The organism is Micromonospora sp. WMMC273, from assembly GCF_027460285.1.
GTDB lineage: Bacteria > Actinomycetota > Actinomycetes > Mycobacteriales > Micromonosporaceae > Micromonospora > Micromonospora aurantiaca.
Window position 1 is genome coordinate 84,755 of record NZ_JAPZBE010000002.1, and the last position, 17,665, is coordinate 102,419.

General features: G+C 71.5%; 27 protein-coding genes. 2 read left to right on the forward strand and 25 right to left on the reverse strand.

Going from position 1 to position 17,665, the window contains the following annotated elements; genetic code table 11:
* Positions 1 to 11: 11 nt before the first annotated feature.
* Positions 12 to 365: a hypothetical protein gene (locus O7611_RS31380; protein ID WP_269698352.1), complete on the forward strand. Its 354-nt coding sequence runs from the start codon at positions 12 to 14 to the stop codon at positions 363 to 365.
* Here O7611_RS31380 and O7611_RS31385 read toward each other — a convergent pair.
* The 10 genes from O7611_RS31385 to O7611_RS31430 form a co-directional block, all read right to left on the reverse strand.
* Positions 283 to 1,011: a GP88 family protein gene (locus O7611_RS31385; RefSeq protein WP_269698354.1), complete on the reverse strand. Its 729-nt coding sequence runs from the start codon at positions 1,009 to 1,011 to the stop codon at positions 283 to 285. The two genes, O7611_RS31380 and O7611_RS31385, sit on opposite strands and share 83 nt — an antisense overlap.
* A 114-nt stretch (positions 1,012 to 1,125) precedes the next feature.
* Positions 1,126 to 1,446, reverse strand: a complete 321-nt coding sequence (locus O7611_RS31390) for a hypothetical protein (RefSeq protein WP_269698356.1) — start codon at positions 1,444 to 1,446, stop codon at positions 1,126 to 1,128.
* Positions 1,447 to 1,497: 51 nt separating this feature from the next.
* The gene (locus tag O7611_RS31395) at positions 1,498 to 1,974 is read right to left on the reverse strand and encodes an alanine-zipper protein (RefSeq protein ID WP_269698365.1); all 477 of its coding nucleotides are present in this window, start codon (positions 1,972 to 1,974) and stop codon (positions 1,498 to 1,500) included.
* The gene (locus O7611_RS31400) at positions 1,971 to 2,387 is read right to left on the reverse strand and encodes a hypothetical protein (protein WP_269698366.1); all 417 of its coding nucleotides are present in this window, start codon (positions 2,385 to 2,387) and stop codon (positions 1,971 to 1,973) included. Before O7611_RS31400 ends, O7611_RS31395 begins: the two co-directional genes overlap by 4 nt.
* 190 nt (positions 2,388 to 2,577) lie before the next feature.
* Positions 2,578 to 3,171 (reverse strand): hypothetical protein, encoded by a 594-nt coding sequence (locus tag O7611_RS31405; RefSeq protein ID WP_269698367.1) that lies wholly within the window; start codon positions 3,169 to 3,171, stop codon positions 2,578 to 2,580.
* Between the two features lie 19 nt (positions 3,172 to 3,190).
* Entirely contained in the window at positions 3,191 to 4,075 is an 885-nt protein-coding gene (locus tag O7611_RS31410; protein WP_269698368.1) for a hypothetical protein, read from the reverse strand.
* Complete coding sequence (locus tag O7611_RS31415; RefSeq protein ID WP_269698370.1) at positions 4,072 to 4,419, reverse strand: hypothetical protein; 348 nt, start codon at positions 4,417 to 4,419, stop codon at positions 4,072 to 4,074. The genes O7611_RS31410 and O7611_RS31415 overlap by 4 nt, the downstream gene beginning before the upstream one ends.
* A complete protein-coding gene (locus tag O7611_RS31420; protein WP_269698372.1) occupies positions 4,416 to 5,282 on the reverse strand; it encodes a hypothetical protein in 867 nt (288 codons plus the stop codon). The genes O7611_RS31415 and O7611_RS31420 overlap by 4 nt, the downstream gene beginning before the upstream one ends.
* A gap of 11 nt (positions 5,283 to 5,293) precedes the next feature.
* A complete protein-coding gene (locus O7611_RS31425) occupies positions 5,294 to 6,118 on the reverse strand; it encodes a peptidoglycan-binding domain-containing protein (protein WP_269698373.1) in 825 nt (274 codons plus the stop codon).
* Entirely contained in the window at positions 6,115 to 6,318 is a 204-nt protein-coding gene (locus tag O7611_RS31430; protein ID WP_269698375.1) for a hypothetical protein, read from the reverse strand. The genes O7611_RS31425 and O7611_RS31430 overlap by 4 nt, the downstream gene beginning before the upstream one ends.
* A gap of 574 nt (positions 6,319 to 6,892) precedes the next feature.
* On the opposite strand from O7611_RS31430, the gene O7611_RS31435 reads away from it, so the two are divergent.
* Positions 6,893 to 7,333, forward strand: coding sequence for a hypothetical protein (locus O7611_RS31435; RefSeq protein WP_269698377.1), 441 nt, complete (start codon positions 6,893 to 6,895; stop codon positions 7,331 to 7,333).
* 61 nt (positions 7,334 to 7,394) lie between these two features.
* On the opposite strand, the gene O7611_RS31440 is transcribed toward O7611_RS31435, so the two are convergent.
* The 15 genes from O7611_RS31440 to O7611_RS31510 all read right to left on the reverse strand — a co-directional run bounded on the left by O7611_RS31440 (position 7,395) and on the right by O7611_RS31510 (position 17,663).
* Positions 7,395 to 8,837 carry an aldehyde dehydrogenase family protein gene (locus O7611_RS31440; RefSeq protein WP_269698379.1) on the reverse strand — a complete coding sequence of 481 codons (1,443 nt, stop codon included), beginning with the start codon at positions 8,835 to 8,837 and terminating at the stop codon, positions 7,395 to 7,397.
* Positions 8,837 to 9,310 (reverse strand): ParB N-terminal domain-containing protein, encoded by a 474-nt coding sequence (locus O7611_RS31445; protein ID WP_269698381.1) that lies wholly within the window; start codon positions 9,308 to 9,310, stop codon positions 8,837 to 8,839. Before O7611_RS31445 ends, O7611_RS31440 begins: the two co-directional genes overlap by 1 nt.
* Positions 9,267 to 9,824 carry a hypothetical protein gene (locus tag O7611_RS31450; RefSeq protein ID WP_269698383.1) on the reverse strand — a complete coding sequence of 186 codons (558 nt, stop codon included), beginning with the start codon at positions 9,822 to 9,824 and terminating at the stop codon, positions 9,267 to 9,269. Before O7611_RS31450 ends, O7611_RS31445 begins: the two co-directional genes overlap by 44 nt.
* Positions 9,825 to 9,848: 24 nt before the next feature.
* Positions 9,849 to 11,210 (reverse strand): DUF3440 domain-containing protein, encoded by a 1,362-nt coding sequence (locus O7611_RS31455; protein ID WP_269698215.1) that lies wholly within the window; start codon positions 11,208 to 11,210, stop codon positions 9,849 to 9,851.
* Positions 11,210 to 12,547 carry a phosphoadenosine phosphosulfate reductase domain-containing protein gene (locus O7611_RS31460; RefSeq protein WP_269698216.1) on the reverse strand — a complete coding sequence of 446 codons (1,338 nt, stop codon included), beginning with the start codon at positions 12,545 to 12,547 and terminating at the stop codon, positions 11,210 to 11,212. The genes O7611_RS31455 and O7611_RS31460 overlap by 1 nt, the downstream gene beginning before the upstream one ends.
* Entirely contained in the window at positions 12,547 to 13,185 is a 639-nt protein-coding gene (locus tag O7611_RS31465) for a class II glutamine amidotransferase (protein WP_269698217.1), read from the reverse strand. Before O7611_RS31465 ends, O7611_RS31460 begins: the two co-directional genes overlap by 1 nt.
* Positions 13,185 to 13,976, reverse strand: a complete 792-nt coding sequence (locus O7611_RS31470) for a hypothetical protein (RefSeq protein ID WP_269698218.1) — start codon at positions 13,974 to 13,976, stop codon at positions 13,185 to 13,187. The genes O7611_RS31465 and O7611_RS31470 overlap by 1 nt, the downstream gene beginning before the upstream one ends.
* 3 nt (positions 13,977 to 13,979) lie before the next feature.
* A complete protein-coding gene (locus O7611_RS31475) occupies positions 13,980 to 14,462 on the reverse strand; it encodes a cupin domain-containing protein (protein WP_269698219.1) in 483 nt (160 codons plus the stop codon).
* Positions 14,459 to 15,316 (reverse strand): ParB N-terminal domain-containing protein, encoded by an 858-nt coding sequence (locus O7611_RS31480; protein ID WP_269698220.1) that lies wholly within the window; start codon positions 15,314 to 15,316, stop codon positions 14,459 to 14,461. The genes O7611_RS31475 and O7611_RS31480 overlap by 4 nt, the downstream gene beginning before the upstream one ends.
* Before the next feature lie 244 nt (positions 15,317 to 15,560).
* Positions 15,561 to 15,998, reverse strand: coding sequence for a hypothetical protein (locus tag O7611_RS31485; RefSeq protein ID WP_269698221.1), 438 nt, complete (start codon positions 15,996 to 15,998; stop codon positions 15,561 to 15,563).
* Entirely contained in the window at positions 15,995 to 16,237 is a 243-nt protein-coding gene (locus O7611_RS31490; RefSeq protein ID WP_269698222.1) for a hypothetical protein, read from the reverse strand. Before O7611_RS31490 ends, O7611_RS31485 begins: the two co-directional genes overlap by 4 nt.
* On the reverse strand, positions 16,234 to 16,785 hold the full coding sequence (locus O7611_RS31495; protein ID WP_269698223.1) for a hypothetical protein: 552 nt from the start codon (positions 16,783 to 16,785) through the stop codon (positions 16,234 to 16,236). The genes O7611_RS31490 and O7611_RS31495 overlap by 4 nt, the downstream gene beginning before the upstream one ends.
* The gene (locus O7611_RS31500) at positions 16,782 to 17,045 is read right to left on the reverse strand and encodes a helix-turn-helix domain-containing protein (RefSeq protein WP_269698224.1); all 264 of its coding nucleotides are present in this window, start codon (positions 17,043 to 17,045) and stop codon (positions 16,782 to 16,784) included. Before O7611_RS31500 ends, O7611_RS31495 begins: the two co-directional genes overlap by 4 nt.
* A gap of 30 nt (positions 17,046 to 17,075) precedes the next feature.
* On the reverse strand, positions 17,076 to 17,453 hold the full coding sequence (locus O7611_RS31505; protein WP_269698225.1) for a hypothetical protein: 378 nt from the start codon (positions 17,451 to 17,453) through the stop codon (positions 17,076 to 17,078).
* A gap of 21 nt (positions 17,454 to 17,474) precedes the next feature.
* Entirely contained in the window at positions 17,475 to 17,663 is a 189-nt protein-coding gene (locus tag O7611_RS31510) for a hypothetical protein (RefSeq protein ID WP_269698226.1), read from the reverse strand.
* Between the last annotated feature and the right edge of the window lie 2 nt (positions 17,664 to 17,665).

Consider the following 17,665-nt stretch of genomic DNA (forward strand, 5'->3'; position numbering starts at 1 on the left):
TCATGGATGGCATGGGCGGTGAGGTGCCGGCGATCCGGCTGACGGGCGCGGTGAGGGCGGTGCTCGCGGTGATGGGCGAGCGGGCCGGGGTGAAGCTGGGTGTGCGGGAGCTGGCGATCGCGACCGGCCGGTCACCGGGCGCGGTCCGGGGTGCGCTGGCGACGTTGGAGCGGGGGCGGTTGATCCGCCACATGCAGCAGCGGGACGTGCCGGACCGGCCCGCGCATACCGTCTGGTGGATCACCAGCCTGGGGCGGGAGACGGCGCTCGGGCTGACGTCGGTCACCGACGGCCGGCCCGGTGCTCTCGGCGGGCGTCGACTTCGGCCTGCCAGGCGCCGAGCGACCGGTTCCGCTGGCGGTTGAGGAACTGCGGGATGTGGTTGGCCGGGATACCGATGAGGTTCGACGGGTCGGTGACGGCGAGCAGGTCGGATTCGGACTGGTCGGTCCAGCCTGCCTGCCAGATCGACTCGGTGTCCGGGAACACGTCCGCGGTACGGTCGGTGCCGATGGTGAGCTGCCGGTCCTGACGGCCGCCGAGGCTGTAGACCCACCGGAAGTTGGCCGGGGGGTCCGGCTCGACCAGGGCCCGGAACCGCGTGACCTCTTTGGTGTAGGCGTAGAAGCGGGTGAGCGGGGTCGCGCGCATGATCTGCAACCAGGCTCGGGTGTAGTCGTCGGAGAAGAAGTCGCCGGCGTCGTGGACGCGGACCCAGCCGTGCAGGTGGCGGATGTGCGCGAGCTCCTCGGTCATCTGGAGCTGCCAGCCGGCCAGGTCATCGATCACGTAGAGCAGGTTGGCCAGGTGCGCGCGACGGACGGCCGGGAACCGGTAGGTGCCGTTGAGGGCGTAGCACACGTGGCGGCAGACCCCGGCGGACGGGCAGGTGTTGTACGTCCGGCCGTCGGGCAGACGGCCGGCCCAGGCGGGCAACGTCCAGTTGTAGACCCCGATGTCGCGTAGCTCGCGGTTCTGGCCGAGCAGCCGGGTCGGGCGGGGCAGGTCCACGGCGGGGTTCTCCTGCGGGTGGGGCCCGGTCCGTCCCGGGTGCGGGGAAGGGGTCCCGGCCGGTGTCAGGAGGAGGGCACCGGCAGGCTCCCGCAGCCCGGGACGGCCCGGGGGTCAGTGGTGGTAGTCCGGGCCGGGAGGGGTGGCGGGTGAGCTGGTCTGCTCGATGGCGGGCGCGATGCCCGACGGCCGCCAGAATGCCCGGTACGAACCGATCGCGGCGACTCCGACGATCAGCGCGGCGGTGGTCCACCGCCGGTCGGTCAGCGACCCGTCGAGGTAGGCGGTGATCGCTCCGGCCGCGACGCACACCAGGATGGTGATGAGCGCGCGGACCCAGCCGGGCCACCGCGGCTGGTTGACCACCGCCACGATCGGCGGCATCCCGAACCCGACGATCAGCGACCACATGGCCAGATCAGGCAGTTGTTCCATGACGTGCACCCCCGTGGTGTGTGGTTGGTGGCCGGCCCTACGGCGGGCCGGTCAGGGCGAGTCGCGGTGGCCGGTGGGGTCGGAGGCGACCAGCACCCGCAGACCGTCGACGGTGGCGGTCGGGGCGAAGATCGCCGACCGCCAGCGGGCCATCTCGGCGGTCACCCGCCGCAGCGTGGCCCGCAGCTCGGTGACCTCTTCCTGCGCGAGGGCGGCCTCCGCGCGGGCCCGGGAGGCGGCCTGCCTCGCCTGGTCGGCTTCCCGGCGGGCGTTGCGGGTCTGCGCCCGCGCCTCGCTGGTTTCCTTCTGCAGCTCGTCCACCCGCGCCCGCAACGGCTCGACCAGCGTCAGGGCCGTGTTCGTCACGACCTGCGCGGCGTCGGCGCGGAACTTCTTGCGCTGCAGCAGCAGCCCGACCACGGCGCCGATGCCGGTCAGCCCGCCGAGCGCGCCGAGCGCGATCATCAGCTGGCCGAGCGGTCCCTGCGACGGGTCAGCCGGCGCGGCCAGCAGCCCCGGCCACGTCACGGCTCCTCCTGCACCAGCAGCGGCACGTCCGCGATGTAACCCCGGCTGGCCGCCCGCGCGACGCGGGACAGGTCACGGACGATCTGACCGGCGCGCCACCAGGAGGCGCCCGCCGCCGCGATGACGTACGACCCGGCGACGACGGCGCCCCACCCGGACACCACGTAGACCGCGACGGCGTACATGGTGGACGCGGACCCGAGCAGGATCAGCCCGAGCAGCTCGACGGCCAGCCCGGTCGACAGCTGACCGCGCCAGGTGACGCCCATCAGCCCGATCACTCCCGCACCGACCAGGCCGATCTCCCACAGCAGCAGCACCAGGGCGGGCATGGCGGTGGTGACCGACCTCGGCCGTTCACCGGAGATCAGCAGCACCATGCCCGCGATCAGGACGGTGAGCAGCGCGAACACTTCGAACGGATGGGATCCGCTCGTGATCTGGACGGGCCTCAGCCGGTGCGGCATGGCAACCCGCATGGGTATCCGTTCACAGGTCCCCCCGTTCCCCGTGGTGAGCGTGACCTGTGCGAACGCTCGTTCGAAGGATACCGGCGGGTACCGGTCGGGTGATCACGTTCCAGGGTGGACGTTCCTGCCCGGGTCAGTCGTCGTCTTCGTCGTCGTGCAGCGCGGCCCGGCGGGACAGCTCGGTGGTGATCTGTTCCAGCCGTGCCCGCCGTTCCGCCGGGGTGTACTGGGAGAAGTCGTCGACGGTGATCGGGCCGCCGCCCGCGCCGGTCACGGCGACGGTCCGCTCGGGTTCGCCGAGCGCGACGCGTTCCAGGTCGGTGGCCAGCTTGACGAACCGGGTGATGTCGGTCGGGGTCATCTGCGCGGGCTGGAGGTTTTGCAGGCTGGTGATGGCCTTGCCGAGCATTCCGGCGGCGAGCTTGCGGTGGCGGGCCAGCATCTCCCGCCGCAGCACCAGCAGCCGTTCCCGTTCCAGCCGGTCCTGGTCGCGGTCGTGCGCCTCAGCCCGGTCGCTCCACCGGTACTCGTAGGCGTACTGCATCAACGTCCGGTAGGTGATCTTGTCGCCGAGGCCGTGCAGCATTTCCGCGGCTTGTTTCAGGGTGCGGCCCCGGCCCAGCTCCATGAACGTCTGGAAGCGGCTGTACTGGCGGTGTGACTCGCCGGGTTGCCGGTCCCAGGGGTCCAGGTCGGACGAGAGGGTGATCGGCGGTTTGCTGGACATGGCGGGTACCTCCGGCCGGTCAGACGTGTGTGCGGGTACGGGCGGCCGCCCACGCCGCGGCGTCGTCGAGGAGGGTGGGGGCCCAGCGGACGCCGGAGTTGGCGAGGGCGGGGAACATCAGCCGGTCGCCGTCGCATTCGAGGTAGCCGCGGTCGTCGGGGCGTTGGCGGGCGCGCCAGCCGTGGATGGCCGGTTCGTTGTCCACGATGCGTACCCAGGGGTAGAGCTGGCCGACGTTGCGGCGCCAGGAGGTGAGGTGCAGGTCGGGGTTGAGGGGGTGCGGGCGGCGTTGGTTGAGCAGGGAGGTGCCGGCCCACCACCAGTTCGGGCGGGTGGGGATCGGGAAGGCGTAGGTGCGGGCGAAGCGGTGGGTCCGGCCGTAGAACGCGATCCGCTCGGGGACGGCGTGGTGGAGGGCGTCGGGGAGGTGCAGCCGGACGGGGGCGGTCCACGACCAGATCCAGGTGGACCGGCGGTCGGTGTGGCCGTGCGCGATGATCGTGGGTTTGCCGGGGACCGGGCCGGACAGCCGGCGGTCGGCGAACTGGGCGCGGGCGGTGTTGACGATGGCCGGGACGTCGACGGCGTAGGCGGGGGCGTCCGCGACGCGGATCCACCCGAGGTCGAGTCGGGTGCGGTAGGTCCCGGCGTGTGGGGGGTGGGTGTGCGGGTAGGCGAACGCGGCCGGGATGACCGTGCCTGGGGGGAAGATACCCGCGAGGGTGGGCCAGCGGGTGAGGTTGACGGTGGACCGGTCGTCGCCTGCGGGGTAGACCATGCCGGCGCTGGCTTGCCAGGCGTTGACGGGGGTGTCGATGTCGTGCCAGGTGAACGGGATGCCGTCGGCGTGCAGGCGGTACGCCATGGCGGCGCCGAACCAGCCCATGCCCTCGATGTGGATCATGAGGTGATGGTGTGGGAGATACCGGCGGCGATGTAGACCTGCTGGTCGGGTAGCCATTCCGCGACGGTGGCCCGCATCTGGTCGAGGGTGGCCGGGTCGCCGGTGTCGGGCAGGATCAGCAGGACGGTCTGGCCGTGGCGCAGCTCGGTGATCCGGGGGTGGTGCAGCAGTTCCAGGTCGGCGAACACGTCGGTCAGCAGCGCGCGTTGGGCGGGGGCCATCTGCGGCCACGGCGGGCCGGGGTCGAAGTCGTGGCGGGCGGCGAGCCGGCGGTAGAGCCGGACGAACAGTTCGGCCAGTCCCGCGCCGGGGGCGGGCGGGCAGGTCGGGGCGTCGGTGGTCATGAGGTCTCCAGCGGGTCACGGCCTGCGGCGTAGAGCAGCGTGCCGATCTTGAGGGTGTGGTGCGGGTTGTGGCGGGCGTCGCCGATCGCGGCGAGGGTCCGCAGCGCGCGGAGGACGACCTCGCCGGGGGTGAGGTCCGCGCCGAGCCAGTCGCGGGCGGCGGCGATCAGCCGCATGGCTTCGGCGCGGTCGTCGGGCGGGAGGTACAGCAGCAGCTCGGCGAGCACCGGCCGCTGCACCGGGACCGGCGCCGGGGCCGGGGCCGGGGCCGGGGCGCGCGGCGGCGGCGCCGGGGGGCGGGTGGCGGTAGGCGGTGCGGGCGGGTGTGCCGGGCCGGGGCCGGACGGTACGGGCCGGGTCGGCGGGATACGGGCCGGCGGCCGGTTCAGGTCCACCGAGACGGGTTGCGGGGCCGGGTCGGGTTCGTACCCTTCCAGCTCGGACAGCGCGGCGTCGTGGTCGAGTTCGGCGAGCATGTCGTCGAGGTCTTCCGGGGTCCAGCCGGCGGCTTCCCAGTCGATGATCCCGGCGAGCATGTCGGTCAGCTCGGGCAGGTCGTAGTCCGCCTCGTCGGTGAGCCGGTTGTCGATCAGCAGCAGGTTCCGGGCCCGCTCGTCGTCGATGTCCAGCCGGACCACCGCGACTTCGCTGTAGCCGAGGGCGGTCATCACCTGCAAGGTGTTGTTGCCCTTGACCACCCGGCCGGTGGAGGACTGCACCAGCAGCGGGGCGTACTGGCCGTGGCGGCGCAGGCTGGTGGCGATCCGGTCGTGGTCACCGCGGCGTGGGTTGCCCGGGAACTGGCGCACCTCACCGATCGGTACGGCGAGGTGCGCCAGCTCGGGCCGGATGAATCCGGTCACCAGGGGGTGTCCTACCGGATGGGGTTCTTGAAGGCGGCCTTCCAGGTGACCGCGCCGAGCCGCCCGTCGACCTGAAGCTTCTGGTCCTTCTGGAACGCGCGGATCAGGGCGGCGTACTGCGGGCCGTAGATGCCGTCGTTGCCGGAGCGCAGGTAGGTGCGGCCCTTCCCGACCGCCCAGCCCCGGCGGGACAGCTGGGTGCCGAACTGCTGCAGCCAGTACCGGTCGGTGTGCCCGGCGAACGTGCGCTTGTGCAGCCCGGACACGGACTGGCGGGGGCCGGAGGCGGGACCGAAGTACCAGGTGGCCGGGAGCGGGAACGGCAGCACGGGGCCGGGGGCCGGCGTGGCGGGCTTGGCCGGTGTCGGCTTGCTGACACTGCCGGGGGTCCAGGCGAGCAGCTTCAGGTCCGCCGTCTTCGCCAGCACCGACCGGTCCACCCCGAGGTGCGTCCACCGGTCGTGGCCGGAGCCGGTGTACACCTTGGCCTTCCAGCCGTTCCACTTCGCCCAGTAGAGAACCGGCTGGCCCTTCGGCTGGCCGATCACCTCGACCAGGCCGGGCTTACGGCCGGCGCGGGCTTCGGCGATCAGCCAGAGCAGCCAGTCGCGGGAGCCGTCGAAGTCCATACCGACGTCGATCGCGGCGCCGTAGAGCCGGTTACCGCGGCCGTAGCGCAGGGAGTAGTCGCTGTCGCCGAGGCGGCAGGACGGCAGGTGGAACCCGTACTTGTGGTCGGCGTCGGGGCAGATGCCGAACAGGGTGCCGCCGAGGGCCTTCAGACGTTCCCGCTCGCGGGCGAACGCCGGCGAGATGTGGCAGGCGCAGGTGCTCATGCCGCCACCTCACCGTCGGTCGGGGTGGTGTCGTCGCGGTAGTCGCCGGGCAGCGGGTCGGCGGTGTCCGGGTCTTCGGCCGCCGCGGTGGCCTCCTCGAGCGCCGGGTCGTCGTAGTCGACTCCGGCCCAGTCCTCGGGTCCGGCGTTGCCGGGGTCCGGGTCCGGGCCGAGCGGCGGGGCAGCGGGCTGGTCAGACATGGTGGGGTGTCCTCTCCAAGCGGGTAGCGCGGTACGCACTGCGCGACGGAAGGACTCCCGCCTGCCCCATTCGGCCAGGGCGGCGGGCCAGCTCGCCCCGGTCACCGCGCTGGCGTTCTGCCCGCCCCCGTGTTCCGGGATCGTCCCCACCGACGATCCGGCCACCGCAGGGCAGCGCGTGTGCAGGTGCCGGGACGGGTCGCGCCGTCGGGACAGCGGGCCGGTGATTGCCGTGCCCGTGCCCGGTGGTGATCCCCCGTCACATGATCGAGTGTAGGGGCCGGTCAAGACGGTTGAACGGAGGACAACTTTTCGTCCGTTCTACGTTTCACGAAAAGATCGACTTTCCTCGGCGGGGGCGATGGGACCGATCACATAGGATGTTTCACATTGCGTCGGTCACGCCGCGCGGGACATACCGCGGCGTGCCGGCCGGGGTACCGGGCCGTGCTGGGGGGCATGACCGGACCTATCCCGAGTGAGGCCCCGGACGATACGTGAGCGTCCGGGGCCTCTCGGCTGTCCCAGCCCTTACACTCGGCGGCGTCCTGCCCTGGCTGACCTGGAGCGTCCTGTGGCTGCACCGATGTGGAACCTGCTCGTGCTCGGCAACGACCTCGACCGGTGGCCGGTGCTGGCCATCCAACCCCGCGACCAGGAGGTGTACGAGGCGGTGTCGACCCGGCTGCGGCGCTCCGGCGCGGGCCGGATCACCTCCCGGGAGCTGTCCGGCGCGCTGTGGCCGCACGCGGCCGGGATCACGGTGGTGATGCAGGGCGACCGGATCTCGCACCTGCAACTGTCCGGGTCGAAGGTGGTGGCCACCGACGCGCCGCCGACGACCGGCCTGTGGCGGGTGGCCGCCGAGCGGGGGCGGGCGGTGGTGCTGCTGATGCCGCCGGACACCTGGGACGACACCGTCGACGGGCCGGACCCCCTCGCCACGGCGCCGCGTATCGACGCGCTGGCCGGCCAGCGGCGGCTGCTCGGCGGGCTCGCGGCTATCCAGCGGTGAGACGCCCGGGTGGTGGCATCCCGGCCCCGTGACTCCCGGACACCACCACCCGAACGCCGGTCTATCGGGACACCACGGCCTTGACCTCGGTGTACCCGGCGAGCCCTTCCACCCCGAGTTCCCGGCCGATCCCGGAGGCTTTGAACCCGCCGAGGGGGGCGTTGACGTCGAACGCGCCGTTGATCCGGACGGTGCCCGCGCGCAGCCGGCGGGCGAGGGTGTCGGCGTGGGCCAGGTCCTCGGTCCACACCGCGGCTTCCAGCCCGTACGGGGAGTCGTTCGCGATCCGGACCGCGTCGGTGTCGTCGCCGTACCCGATCAGCGTGACCACCGGCCCGAACACCTCCTCCCGCGCGATCACGTGGTCGTTGTCCGCGATGAACACCGTCGGCTTGACCCACCAGCCGGGCTGCCGCTCCTCACCGTCGGCGGGCAGCCCGCCGGTGACCAGCCGCGCGCCGGAGGTGATCCCGTCCTGGATGTAGCCCTCCACCCGCAGCTGCTGACGGCGGGAGATCACCGGCCCGAGGTCGGTGTAGATGTTCATCGGGTCACCGACCCGCAGCCCTTCGGCCATCTCGGCGATCCGGGCGGTGTAGTGGTCGAGCTGGGAGTGCGGCACCAGCACCCGGGTGTGCGCCGAGCAGATCTGCCCGGACAGGGCGAACGTGTCGGTGCGCAGCGCGTCGACGACCCGGGCCGGGTCCGCGTCCGGACACACGATCGCGGGACTCTTCCCGCCGAGCTCCAGCGACACCCGCCTCACCCGCTGGCCGCACAGCTCCCCGATCCGCGCGCCGACCTCCGTCGACCCGGTGAACGCCACCTTGTCGACGGCCGGGTGCGCCACCAGATACTCCGCGGTCTCCGGCAGGGCGGGCACCACGCTGACCACACCCGGCGGCAGGCCCGCGCTGTCGAGGATGTCGGCCAGCAGCAGCGCGTCCAGCGGGGTCTCCTCCGCAGGCTTGACCACCACCGTGCAGCCGGCGAGCAGGGCGGGCACCAGCTTCATCAGGATGGTCTTCTGCGGCATGTTCCACGGCACCACCGCGGCGACGACTCCGACCGGCTCGCGGAAGATCTGCGTGCCGCTGCCGCGGTGCTCCTGCCACGGGAACCGGCCGGCGAGGTCGATGTAGAAACGCAGGATCTCCAGCGGGTGTTCGGTCTGTGCGGTGAACCGGGCCGGGCTGCCCGTCTCGGCGGTGATCAGGTCCGCCATCTCCGCCTGCCGGGCGGCGTAGACGTCCAGCAGCCGGGACAGCACCATCGCCCGGTCGCGGGGGTGGAACCGCGGCCACGGGCCGGAGTCGAACGCTTGCCGGGCGGCGGTGACCGCCCGGTCGATGTCGGTCTCGTCGGCCAGCGGGCACGACCCGACCTCATCGAGGGTGGCCGGGTTGACCACCGTGACCCGGCGGGAGCTGGCGGGCATCACCCACCGGCCGCCGATCGGGAGCTGGTCGACGTGCAGCGGCGGTACCCGGCCGGGGGTGGCCATCAGACGGTCCAGCCGGTGTTGAACCCGGCGGCCGCGCCGCGCTTGGTCATCTGACCGCGGTCGGCGAGCCGGTCGACCTCTTCCGCGTCCATGCCGAGCCGGCGGCCCATCTCCTCGCGGGACAGGCCGGAGGACAGCAGCCGGTCGACCAGGTCGGCCATGCCGAGAACGTGGTGGGTGCCTCTGGCCCGGTTGTGCCGGACGGTGGCCATGATCGCGAGGTCTTCCGGGCATTCCGGCAGCCGGACGATCGGCACGTACCCGTCGGTCAGCGAGCGGACCTCGGGGTCCGCCGACGTCATCCACCGGTGGTAGCCGTCGACGATCTCCAACCGCTGTCCGCCGTCGAACTCCCGCACGACGATCGGTTGGGTCCAGCCGTTCTCCAGGATGGAGGTCTTCAAGAGCCGCTGCTCGGGCGGCGCGGCCTTATTCGGATTCCAGTTGTTCGCGGACAGAAGGTCCCGGGGCACCCATTCCACGTTCGACAGCGGCTGGCAGTCCACGCCGATTGCAGCGACCAATGAGGTTGTAGAGTTCGATTTCGCGCTCACTGTACGGCACCCACCATCCTTGACGGCCGCCCCGTTTGAGCTGGCCATGACTTCCCAATCCCTGACGCGCGATCCGCAGCTCGCAGAACTCCTTGACCAGCGTCCACTGCTCGACCTTCGTGACCGAGTACGGCAGGAGCGCCGTGGCCATCGTGAGGACGTAACCGGTGCGGGTGATCCGCAGGCCGCAGGCTCGCTTGTGATGGGCCTGCTTTTCGGCCCAGTGGTAGGACACCACCTGGCATCCCATGCTTTTGATGAGGTCCACGACCCGGTCGATAGTCGGAAAGTGGGTCATCTGGATTTGCACTTGAGGGAAGACGTTGAAGCCCTCGCTGTTGGCTCCCCGGCGGTGGTTCCGGTTGATTCCGACCGAGCCTTCGCCGTCCCACAGTCCGGCCAGCCACGCCAATTCGGTATTGAGAACTGTCACTAGCTGACATTAACCGAAAACTGATCATGAGCTACCGTCCCGCAGCTCGGCGGGCAGCAGCACGTACAGGTCCTCGGGCACCGTGCCGGGATGCGCGAGGTCGGGCAGCAGACCATCAGCGATCGTGGAGGCGAGTTCGTCGATGTACTTGTGCCACAGGCGGGCCCACTCCGGGCTGCCGTAGGCCGACGACTCGTTCCCGGCCTGCTTACGGCCCTTGAAGTCCCCGCGCATGGCCAGCATCAGCAGCCATTCCCAGCTGATGCCGGTGACCGGGTGGCGGGTCTTGCGGGTGATCGGGGTGGTGGTCTTGCGGTAGTGCAGCAGGATCTCGTCGCGCAGCCGGGACGCGACGAACTTCTGGTCGCCGGGCCGGAACTTCCCGACGTAGTGGGTGATGAACTGCGGCCAGGTCATCCCGGCGGGTTTCTCCGGCCGGCCCCGGTAGCCGTACAGCTCGGTGCGGGCGTACCGGCCGGCGGCGCCGACGCCGGGTACCCGGTCGACCATCTTGGCCCACACCTCGGGGAAGCAGGAGGCGTAGGTGTGCAGCTTTTCTAGCGGCTCCTCGCCGAAGGCCGGGGAGCAGCGCTGCGCGGAGTGGCCGAGGCCGGCCATCTCGAGGCGGTCGTACGCGCGGTTGTAGTCCCAGCCCATGAGGGCGGGGGCGGTCCACACGTCTTCGGTGCGCCAGTCGTAGATGGGGTACGCCTTCCACAGGTTGCCCTTGGCGGTGGCGTCGTCGAACTTGATCAGGTAGTTGTGCTCCCGGCCTCCGGCGCGCACCAGGGCCCGGTAGCGGGTCAGGGACTCCTGCGCGCGGATGCCCATCACCATGGCCACGTTCCCGAGCGACGGCGGGGCGATCAGCCCGTTGGCGTCGGGGGCGGTCAGGCGGGCCTCCGGCGGCCAGATCGGGAAGCCGGGCAGGGTGGTGACCGCCTCCGGCGGCATCGGCCGGCACCACAGGGCTTCGGCTTCCGGCGCCCACGGCCACCACCACGGCGAGGTGCGGGAGCAGGCGTTGCGGTGTTTGAACGGCACGCAGTACCAGGTGAGGTCCACGTCGTCGCGTTGGGACACCCGCCGGACGTACTCCTCCGTCTCGTACGGGATGGCCTCTTCGTCGTAGAAGTAGGTGCGCAGCGGCAGGTGCCGGGCGTGGCGGGGATGGGAGTGCGCGACCTGCAACGCCACGTTCAGCACGGCGGTGGAGTCTTTCCCGCCGGAGAAGGCGATCATCACCGTGTCGTGCAGGTCGAAGATCACCTCCATGCGCTCGCAGGCCAGGTCGTACACCGACCGGTCCACGTCGATGCGGTCGCGGGACTGGCGCTTCTTGTTCTTGATGTCGCCGGGGTCGACCCGGGCCGGGCTGGCGGGCATCACACCTCCTGGCGGGCGTAGTCGGGCAGCAGCGCCCACGGGTCGGCGGGCGGGTCGCCGGGGTGGCCCAGCTCGTGGAACCGGCCGGCGGCGAGGATCTGGGTGAGTTCCTCGGCGTAGCGGCGCCAGATCCCGACGGTCGGCAGGCCGGTGCCCGGCTCGTTGTCGAGCAGCTTGTACGCCTGGCGGCGTTCCTTGAGGTCACCGCGCATGGCCAGCGGCAGCAGGAACTTGTAGGACACGCCGGTCAGCGGGTGGGGGGTGTTTTCCAGGATGGGGTGGGTGGTCTTGCGGTAGTGGCGGCGGATCTCGGTACGCAGCCGGTTGGTGACCTGCCGGCGGGTGAGGTCGCCGTGCTTGCTGGCGTAGAGGGCCAGGAACTCCGACCAGGGCAGCCCGGCGGGTTTCTCCGGGCGGGTGCCGAAGCCGTACAGCTCGGTGCGGGCGTAGCGCAGGGCCGCGCCGACGCCGGGCAGCCGTTCGGCCATCATCGCCCACACGTCGGGGAAGCACTTGGCGTAGGTGTCGAGCCGTTGGATCGGCTCTTCACCGAACGCCGGCGAGCAGCGTTGCGAGAACGCGCTGACGCCGGCCATCTCCATCAGGTCGTACGCCCGGTTGTAGTCCCAGCCGTGCAGGGCCGGGGCGGTCCACACGTCGGAGGTCATCCAGTCGTAGATGGGGTACGCCTTGTACACGTTGCCCTGGGAGGTGCCTTCATCGAACTTGATGATGAAGTTGTCGACCTTGTGGAGCTTGACGGCCCGGCGGCGGTTCGGGGACTCCTGCGCCCGGATGCCCATCAGCATCGCGACGTTGCCGAGGTGGGCGGGCACGAGCAGGCCGTTGAGGTTCGGGATCGACAGGCGGTCCATCGGCGGCCAGGTCGGGAACCCGGCCAGCTCGGTGATCGCCTCCGGCGGCAGCGGGCGGCACCACTTGTCGCGGGCTTCCGGCGCCCACGGCCACCAGTACGGCTCGGTGCGGGAGCAGGCGTTACGGTGCCGGACCGGCAGGCAGTACCACTCCAACGCGACGTCGTCGCGCTGCGAGATCCGCCGGACGTACTGCTCCGTCTCGTACGGGATCGCCTCTTCGTCGAAGAACACCGTGCGCAGCGGCAGGTGCCGGGCGAACCGCGGGTGTGAGTGCGCCACCTCCAACGCGACCTGCAACACCGCGGTGGAGTCTTTCCCGCCGGAGAACGACACCACGACGTGGTCGAACTGGTCGAAGACGTAGGCGGTGCGTTCGAGGGCCAGGGTGTAGACGTCCTGGTCGAGCGGGACCGGTTTGAGCATGTGCCCGCCGTTGCTGGACCGGCGTTTGCTGGCCATCAGGAGCCTTCCAGAGCGGTGAACACGGTCAGCTCGGGTAGCGGGACCGCCGTACGGCAGCAGGGCTGTGAGGTCCAGTACACGGCCCCGGACCCGGCGGTGCAGGTGTAGAGGGGGTGGCGGTGGCGGTGGCCGTAGAGCCGGCCGTCGCTGTCGAGCACGGCGATTACCCAGGCGTGCTGCTGCGCCCGGTCGACCAGCGCCTTGATCGCCACGGGCGGGGTCAGGCCGGCGGCGCGCAGGTCGGCGTAGGCGAGGGCGAGGGCGTGGGAGTCGGTGACCGCGCCGGGCCGGTCGGACAGCCGGTCGGCGTTGTAGACGTTGCCGTTGTGCACCACGGCGTGGACCCGGCCGTCTGCGGCGTTCACCAGCCACGGTTGCAGGGCGTCCGGGTCGTCGTACCGGCCGACGGTGGCCATGCGGGCGTGGCCGAGCAGGGCGGTGGCGGTGGCCGGGATGCGGTGCAGGGCGGTGTGGGTGAGCGGGCCGAGGGCGGTGTGGAGGTGGTGCCGCCCGTCCGGGTTGCGGGCTATCCACCCGTGGCCGTGCGGACCGCGGCGTGCGGCGCCGGACGCGGCGGCGGCGAGGTGCCCGGTCTCCGGCGGCACCGACCCGGCGTAGGCGAAGATCCCGCACATCAGCCGTTCCCCGTTCGCGTCAGCCAGTCGGCGGCCTGCGGCAGCACCGTGGCGGCGTGCCGGACCACGTCCGGGTCGATCTGCCAGCACTCGGACCAGCCGTGGTCCGGGCTGGTCGTCCACTGGCGGGCCGGCCACGCGCCGGTACCGATCTGCCAGCCGCGCGGCCAGCCGTAGCAGGGCGGTAGCGGCACCTCCCGCCGCACGAGAAGCGCGAACATCTGTTCGTGGGTCCAGTCGGCGATCGGGGACCAGCGGGTGATCCCGGCGCGGTTGGTGTACCGGTCGGCGCCCTTGGGGCCGATGTAGTTGCCGTCCTTGCGGCGGCGGCCGAGCGCGAGGAGGTCGAGCTGACGGCGGACGTAGAAGTCCCGCTGGGCCTTGTGCTGCACCAGCCCGAACCACTTCGACCCGTCCGCGCCCTGCGGGAACAGCATGTGCGGGTGGGCGGCGAGCCAGTGCAGGTCCAGCGGGGCGGCGATCACGTCGCAGGCCGGCGGCATGTGGTCGGTGAGCCACCGCAGCATGGCGGGCCATTCCAGCCCGGCGGTGATCCCGAGGACGCAGTCCGAGACTCCGGCGGCGTCCATGACGTACCGCAGCGCCTGGGAGTCTTTCCCGCCGGACCAGCCGTAGCCGATCACCCGGCCTGCGGCCTGCTCGGCGCGGATGCCCTCGACGGCCCGGCCGATGAGGTCGTCCAGCTCGGTGTCGGTGACCAGCTCGGCGGCGCGGTGCATCGCGTCGGTCCACACCTGGTTGTCGGCGAGGGCCTGCTTACGGCCGAGCACCGCTCACGCCTCCGGCGGGGGCACCGGGTCGGTGGCCAGCAGCGGGGTGTCGACCAGCCGGCCGGTCCAGTCCACGAACGTCATCCGCTCGGGGGAGTCGACCGGCTTGTGCGGCGACCCGATCGCGACGATGACGTGATCGGTGATCGCGCCGACGGCGTGCGGCACCTCCCCGTCGACCATGTACAGGTCGCCCGGGAAGATCCGGTACGTCTTCCCGGCGATGGACATGGTGCCCTCACCGGACAGGCAGTACAGCAGGTGGTCGCCGGGGTGGGTGTGCACCGGGAACTGCTTCCCGGCGGCGACGTGCAGCATGTCCGCGCCGAGGTGGCCGTTGGTGTGCAGCGGCAGGCCTCGGGCGGGCGCGCCGTGCACGTCGACTCCGGCGTCGGGCAGCGTCGGCCGGGTCTCCCACAGGTTGATGATCTTCAGGCCCTCGACGGGCGTGACGCCGGTTTCGATCCGGCCGGACGGAGGCTTCATGCGTCTGCTCCTGCCGGGGCCTGCGCGGTGGTGAGGTAGTGGCGGGCGATCGCGACGAGCGCGTCCACGGCGATCGGGCTGCCGGTGATCGTCTGCGCGAGCTTGACCGCCTCCCGGACGACTTCCCGCTGCTCGGCGGTCGCGGTCCACGACAGCTGGACGTACTGCACCGGGGGAGCCTGCGGCTCGCCGGGCGGCGCCGGAGCGGCCGGGGCCGGCGGGAGCACGACCTCGGCCGGTTCGGTGGCGGCCGCCGCGGTGCTCGGGTCCGCCGGCGGGCCGGCCGGGGCGGCCGGGACGGCGGCGGGCGGTGCGGTGGTGGCCATCGCGGCGGCGGCGGTGGCCGGGTCCGGCGCTTGGGCGATCATCGGGTCCAGGAACGCGGCGGCCTGGTTACCGAGGTGGTCGGAGGCGCGTAGCAGCTCGTCCAGTTCGGCGGTCGACCAGCCGGTGTCGGCGAGGTCGTCGGTGGCCTCACCGAAGGAGGCCAGCAGCGCGGCCAGCTCGCCCTCGTCGTACTCCGCGTCGTCGCTGGTCTTGTTGTCCAGCAGCAGGATCTTGCGGGCCTGGTCGTCGGTGAGGTCGAGTTTGTTCACCGCGACGGACGTCGCGCCCAGCTCGCGCATGGCGATGAGGGTGTTGTTGCCCTTGACCACGTGCCCGGTGCTGGCCTGCACCAGCAGCGGGGTGTACTGGCCGTGCTGCGTCAGCGACGTTTTGATCTTGGCGATGTCACCGCGGCGTGGGTTGCCCGGCCAGTTCGACACCTGATCGATCGGGACCGCCAGCGCGGCCAGTTCTGCCCGGATCAGTGCTCCGGCCTGTGTGGAGGCACCCTTGTTGCCCTTGACCACCGCGCGACCCCCCGTCGTCGTTTGATCTAGCAGGGAGTGTACGCAGTCTGATCAGCGACTCAGCGTTCTACCGGTCAACCGGTGGGGGGTGGGCGTGTCCGGGCCGCAATGCCACGTGGTCCCACCGTGAGTCTGGGGAACAGACGGTGGGACCACCCAGGCCATCATGCGACTGCGGCCAGGTCAGAATACCCCCCTGGTGGGGGGTGATGCGAGTGGTGATCGTGGTGAGCCGCGAGCCCGGTCAGATCGGGGCCAGACACTCCATCGGGTAACCGGTGCGCTGGACGTAGCGGTGTCCGTCGACGGTCAGAATCCACACGTCGTCGGGGCCGCGTCGGGGCATGGTCAGCCGGATCTCGTTGGGCGGTGAGCTCATCGACCGGGGCGGGAACCGGTGCGGCATCGGGTCGGTCCAGCCGGCGATCTCGACGCCGAGGGTCGGTGATTCCAGGTAGAACACCGAGGTCCAGCCGGTGTTCCGCACGTGGATCCGGACCTTGCCGGGGGCCGAGCACCACATGAGCAGGTCGAACTCCGCGATCGGGCCGGTGGTCGGCGGGCCGGGCGCGCGCCGTGCCGGCGCGTCGGCGGCCAGCCAGTTCAGCAGCATCCAGCAGGACGTCCAGACCGCGAGGTGGACCGCCCACCGGCCGGAGGCCCAGGCCAGCAGCCGGGTCACGACCGGGCCGCGCGGGCGCGCGTCTCGGTCTGGACGTGCTGCATGTGCTGGTCGTAGGCCTCCAGCACGGCGTAGTCGTCCCACGGGCCGACCGGGTCCATGGTGGTGCAGGAGCACCGGCCGTAGTGCAGGCTGCGGCCTGCGGCGGCCGACTCGACCTCGGCGAGGGTCATCACCAGCCGGTGCGCGGCGCGGTCCACCATCGGGTCGTCGATGTAGTACGGGGCGTCGGCGGTCATGACGGCTCGTCTCCCCGCAGGACCGCGGCGAGCTGACCGGCGTTGACGACCGGCAGCACCTGGAACACCGACCACGCCACCACGGCGTACGGGAACGCGGTCAGCAGGGCGTGGAAGTGCGCCACGGTCGCCTGGCTCTTGGCGATCAGCCGCAGCAGGTCGCCGGTGAACGACGAGCAGTCACCGCCGAGGAACAACGCGAGGTCGCTGGGGGCGGTCATCCGGTAGTCGTCGGGCAGCGTCTTCGGGTAGCCGGTCCAGTCGAGGTTGTAGACGTCGGACACGGCGCGGGCCAGCTCGATGGTGGGGTTGTCGAGCAGGTTGCTCGACATCGGGGGAGGGGTCGGGTGGTCGCAGGTCATGGTGCCGGGCGGGCGGGCGGACAGGTAGCCGAGTTCGGTCAGCTCGCCGAGGGCCTGGAGCATGTCCTCCCGGGACAGCCCGGACCGTTCGGCGAGCCAGCCCATCGACGGGCGGGCCTCCCCGGCGAGCAGCAGCAGCGACTGGTAGACCCGGCGGGCCTCGGGCGGTAGTACGGGCAGGGTCATCTGTTCCTCACGTTCGGGCTGTAGGTGTTCGGGCCTTTGCCGCGCCGGACGTCGAGCAGCCCGGCGGTGCACAGGTTGGTGATGGCGCGGGACACCCGCCGGTCGGACAGGTGCGCTTCTCGGGCGAGGGTGGCCCGGGTGGGGTGGCAGGTGCCGTCCGGGCCGACCTTGCGGGCGATCAGGGTGAGCACGAGCTTGTCGGCGGCCGACGGGCACTGCTGGTCCAGTGCCCACAGCACGGCGGCGTTCGGGGTGGTCATGGTGGTGTACCTCCTGGCGGGGTGCGCCGGTCAGTCGATGTGGAACCGGGCGGCGGGCCACACGGGTCGGGTGCCGGCGCGGACGGCGCCGAGCAGCCCGGAGTGGAAGACCGTCAACCCGTCGCGGTGGGTGACGGTCGTGTCGTGGAGGTCGATCTGGGGGCGTAGCTCGCCGCTGGACATCCGGGTCGCGGTGGCCGGGTCGGTGAGCGTGCCGTGGGCCAGGATGATGCCCTGGTGCACCTCGGCGTCGTCGACGGTGCCGATGACGGGGGCGTGCGGGAGGTCTTCGAGCAGCGCGAGCGGTGTGTGCGCGGTGAGCGTGAAGTCGAGGGTCAGCAGCCGGTGGTCGGTGCTGGCGACGTTGAGGGGCGCGAGGACGGCGGTCCACCGCACATCTGTCCGCATTGTTCGATAACCTTCCTTATGTCAAGTTCGGGTGTTTCGGCGGGGTTCCAGCGCTTCCCGGACCTTCCGCTCGGCGCGCTCAGCGGCGGCGACCCGTTGAGCGTTGCGGTCCATCAGCTCGTACAGGTCTCCCGCGCTGCCCTCCTGGCACAGCCGCAGCAGCGCGCGGGCTTCGGCTTCGGTCAGATCCAGCCGGATCGTGCGGGCCACCC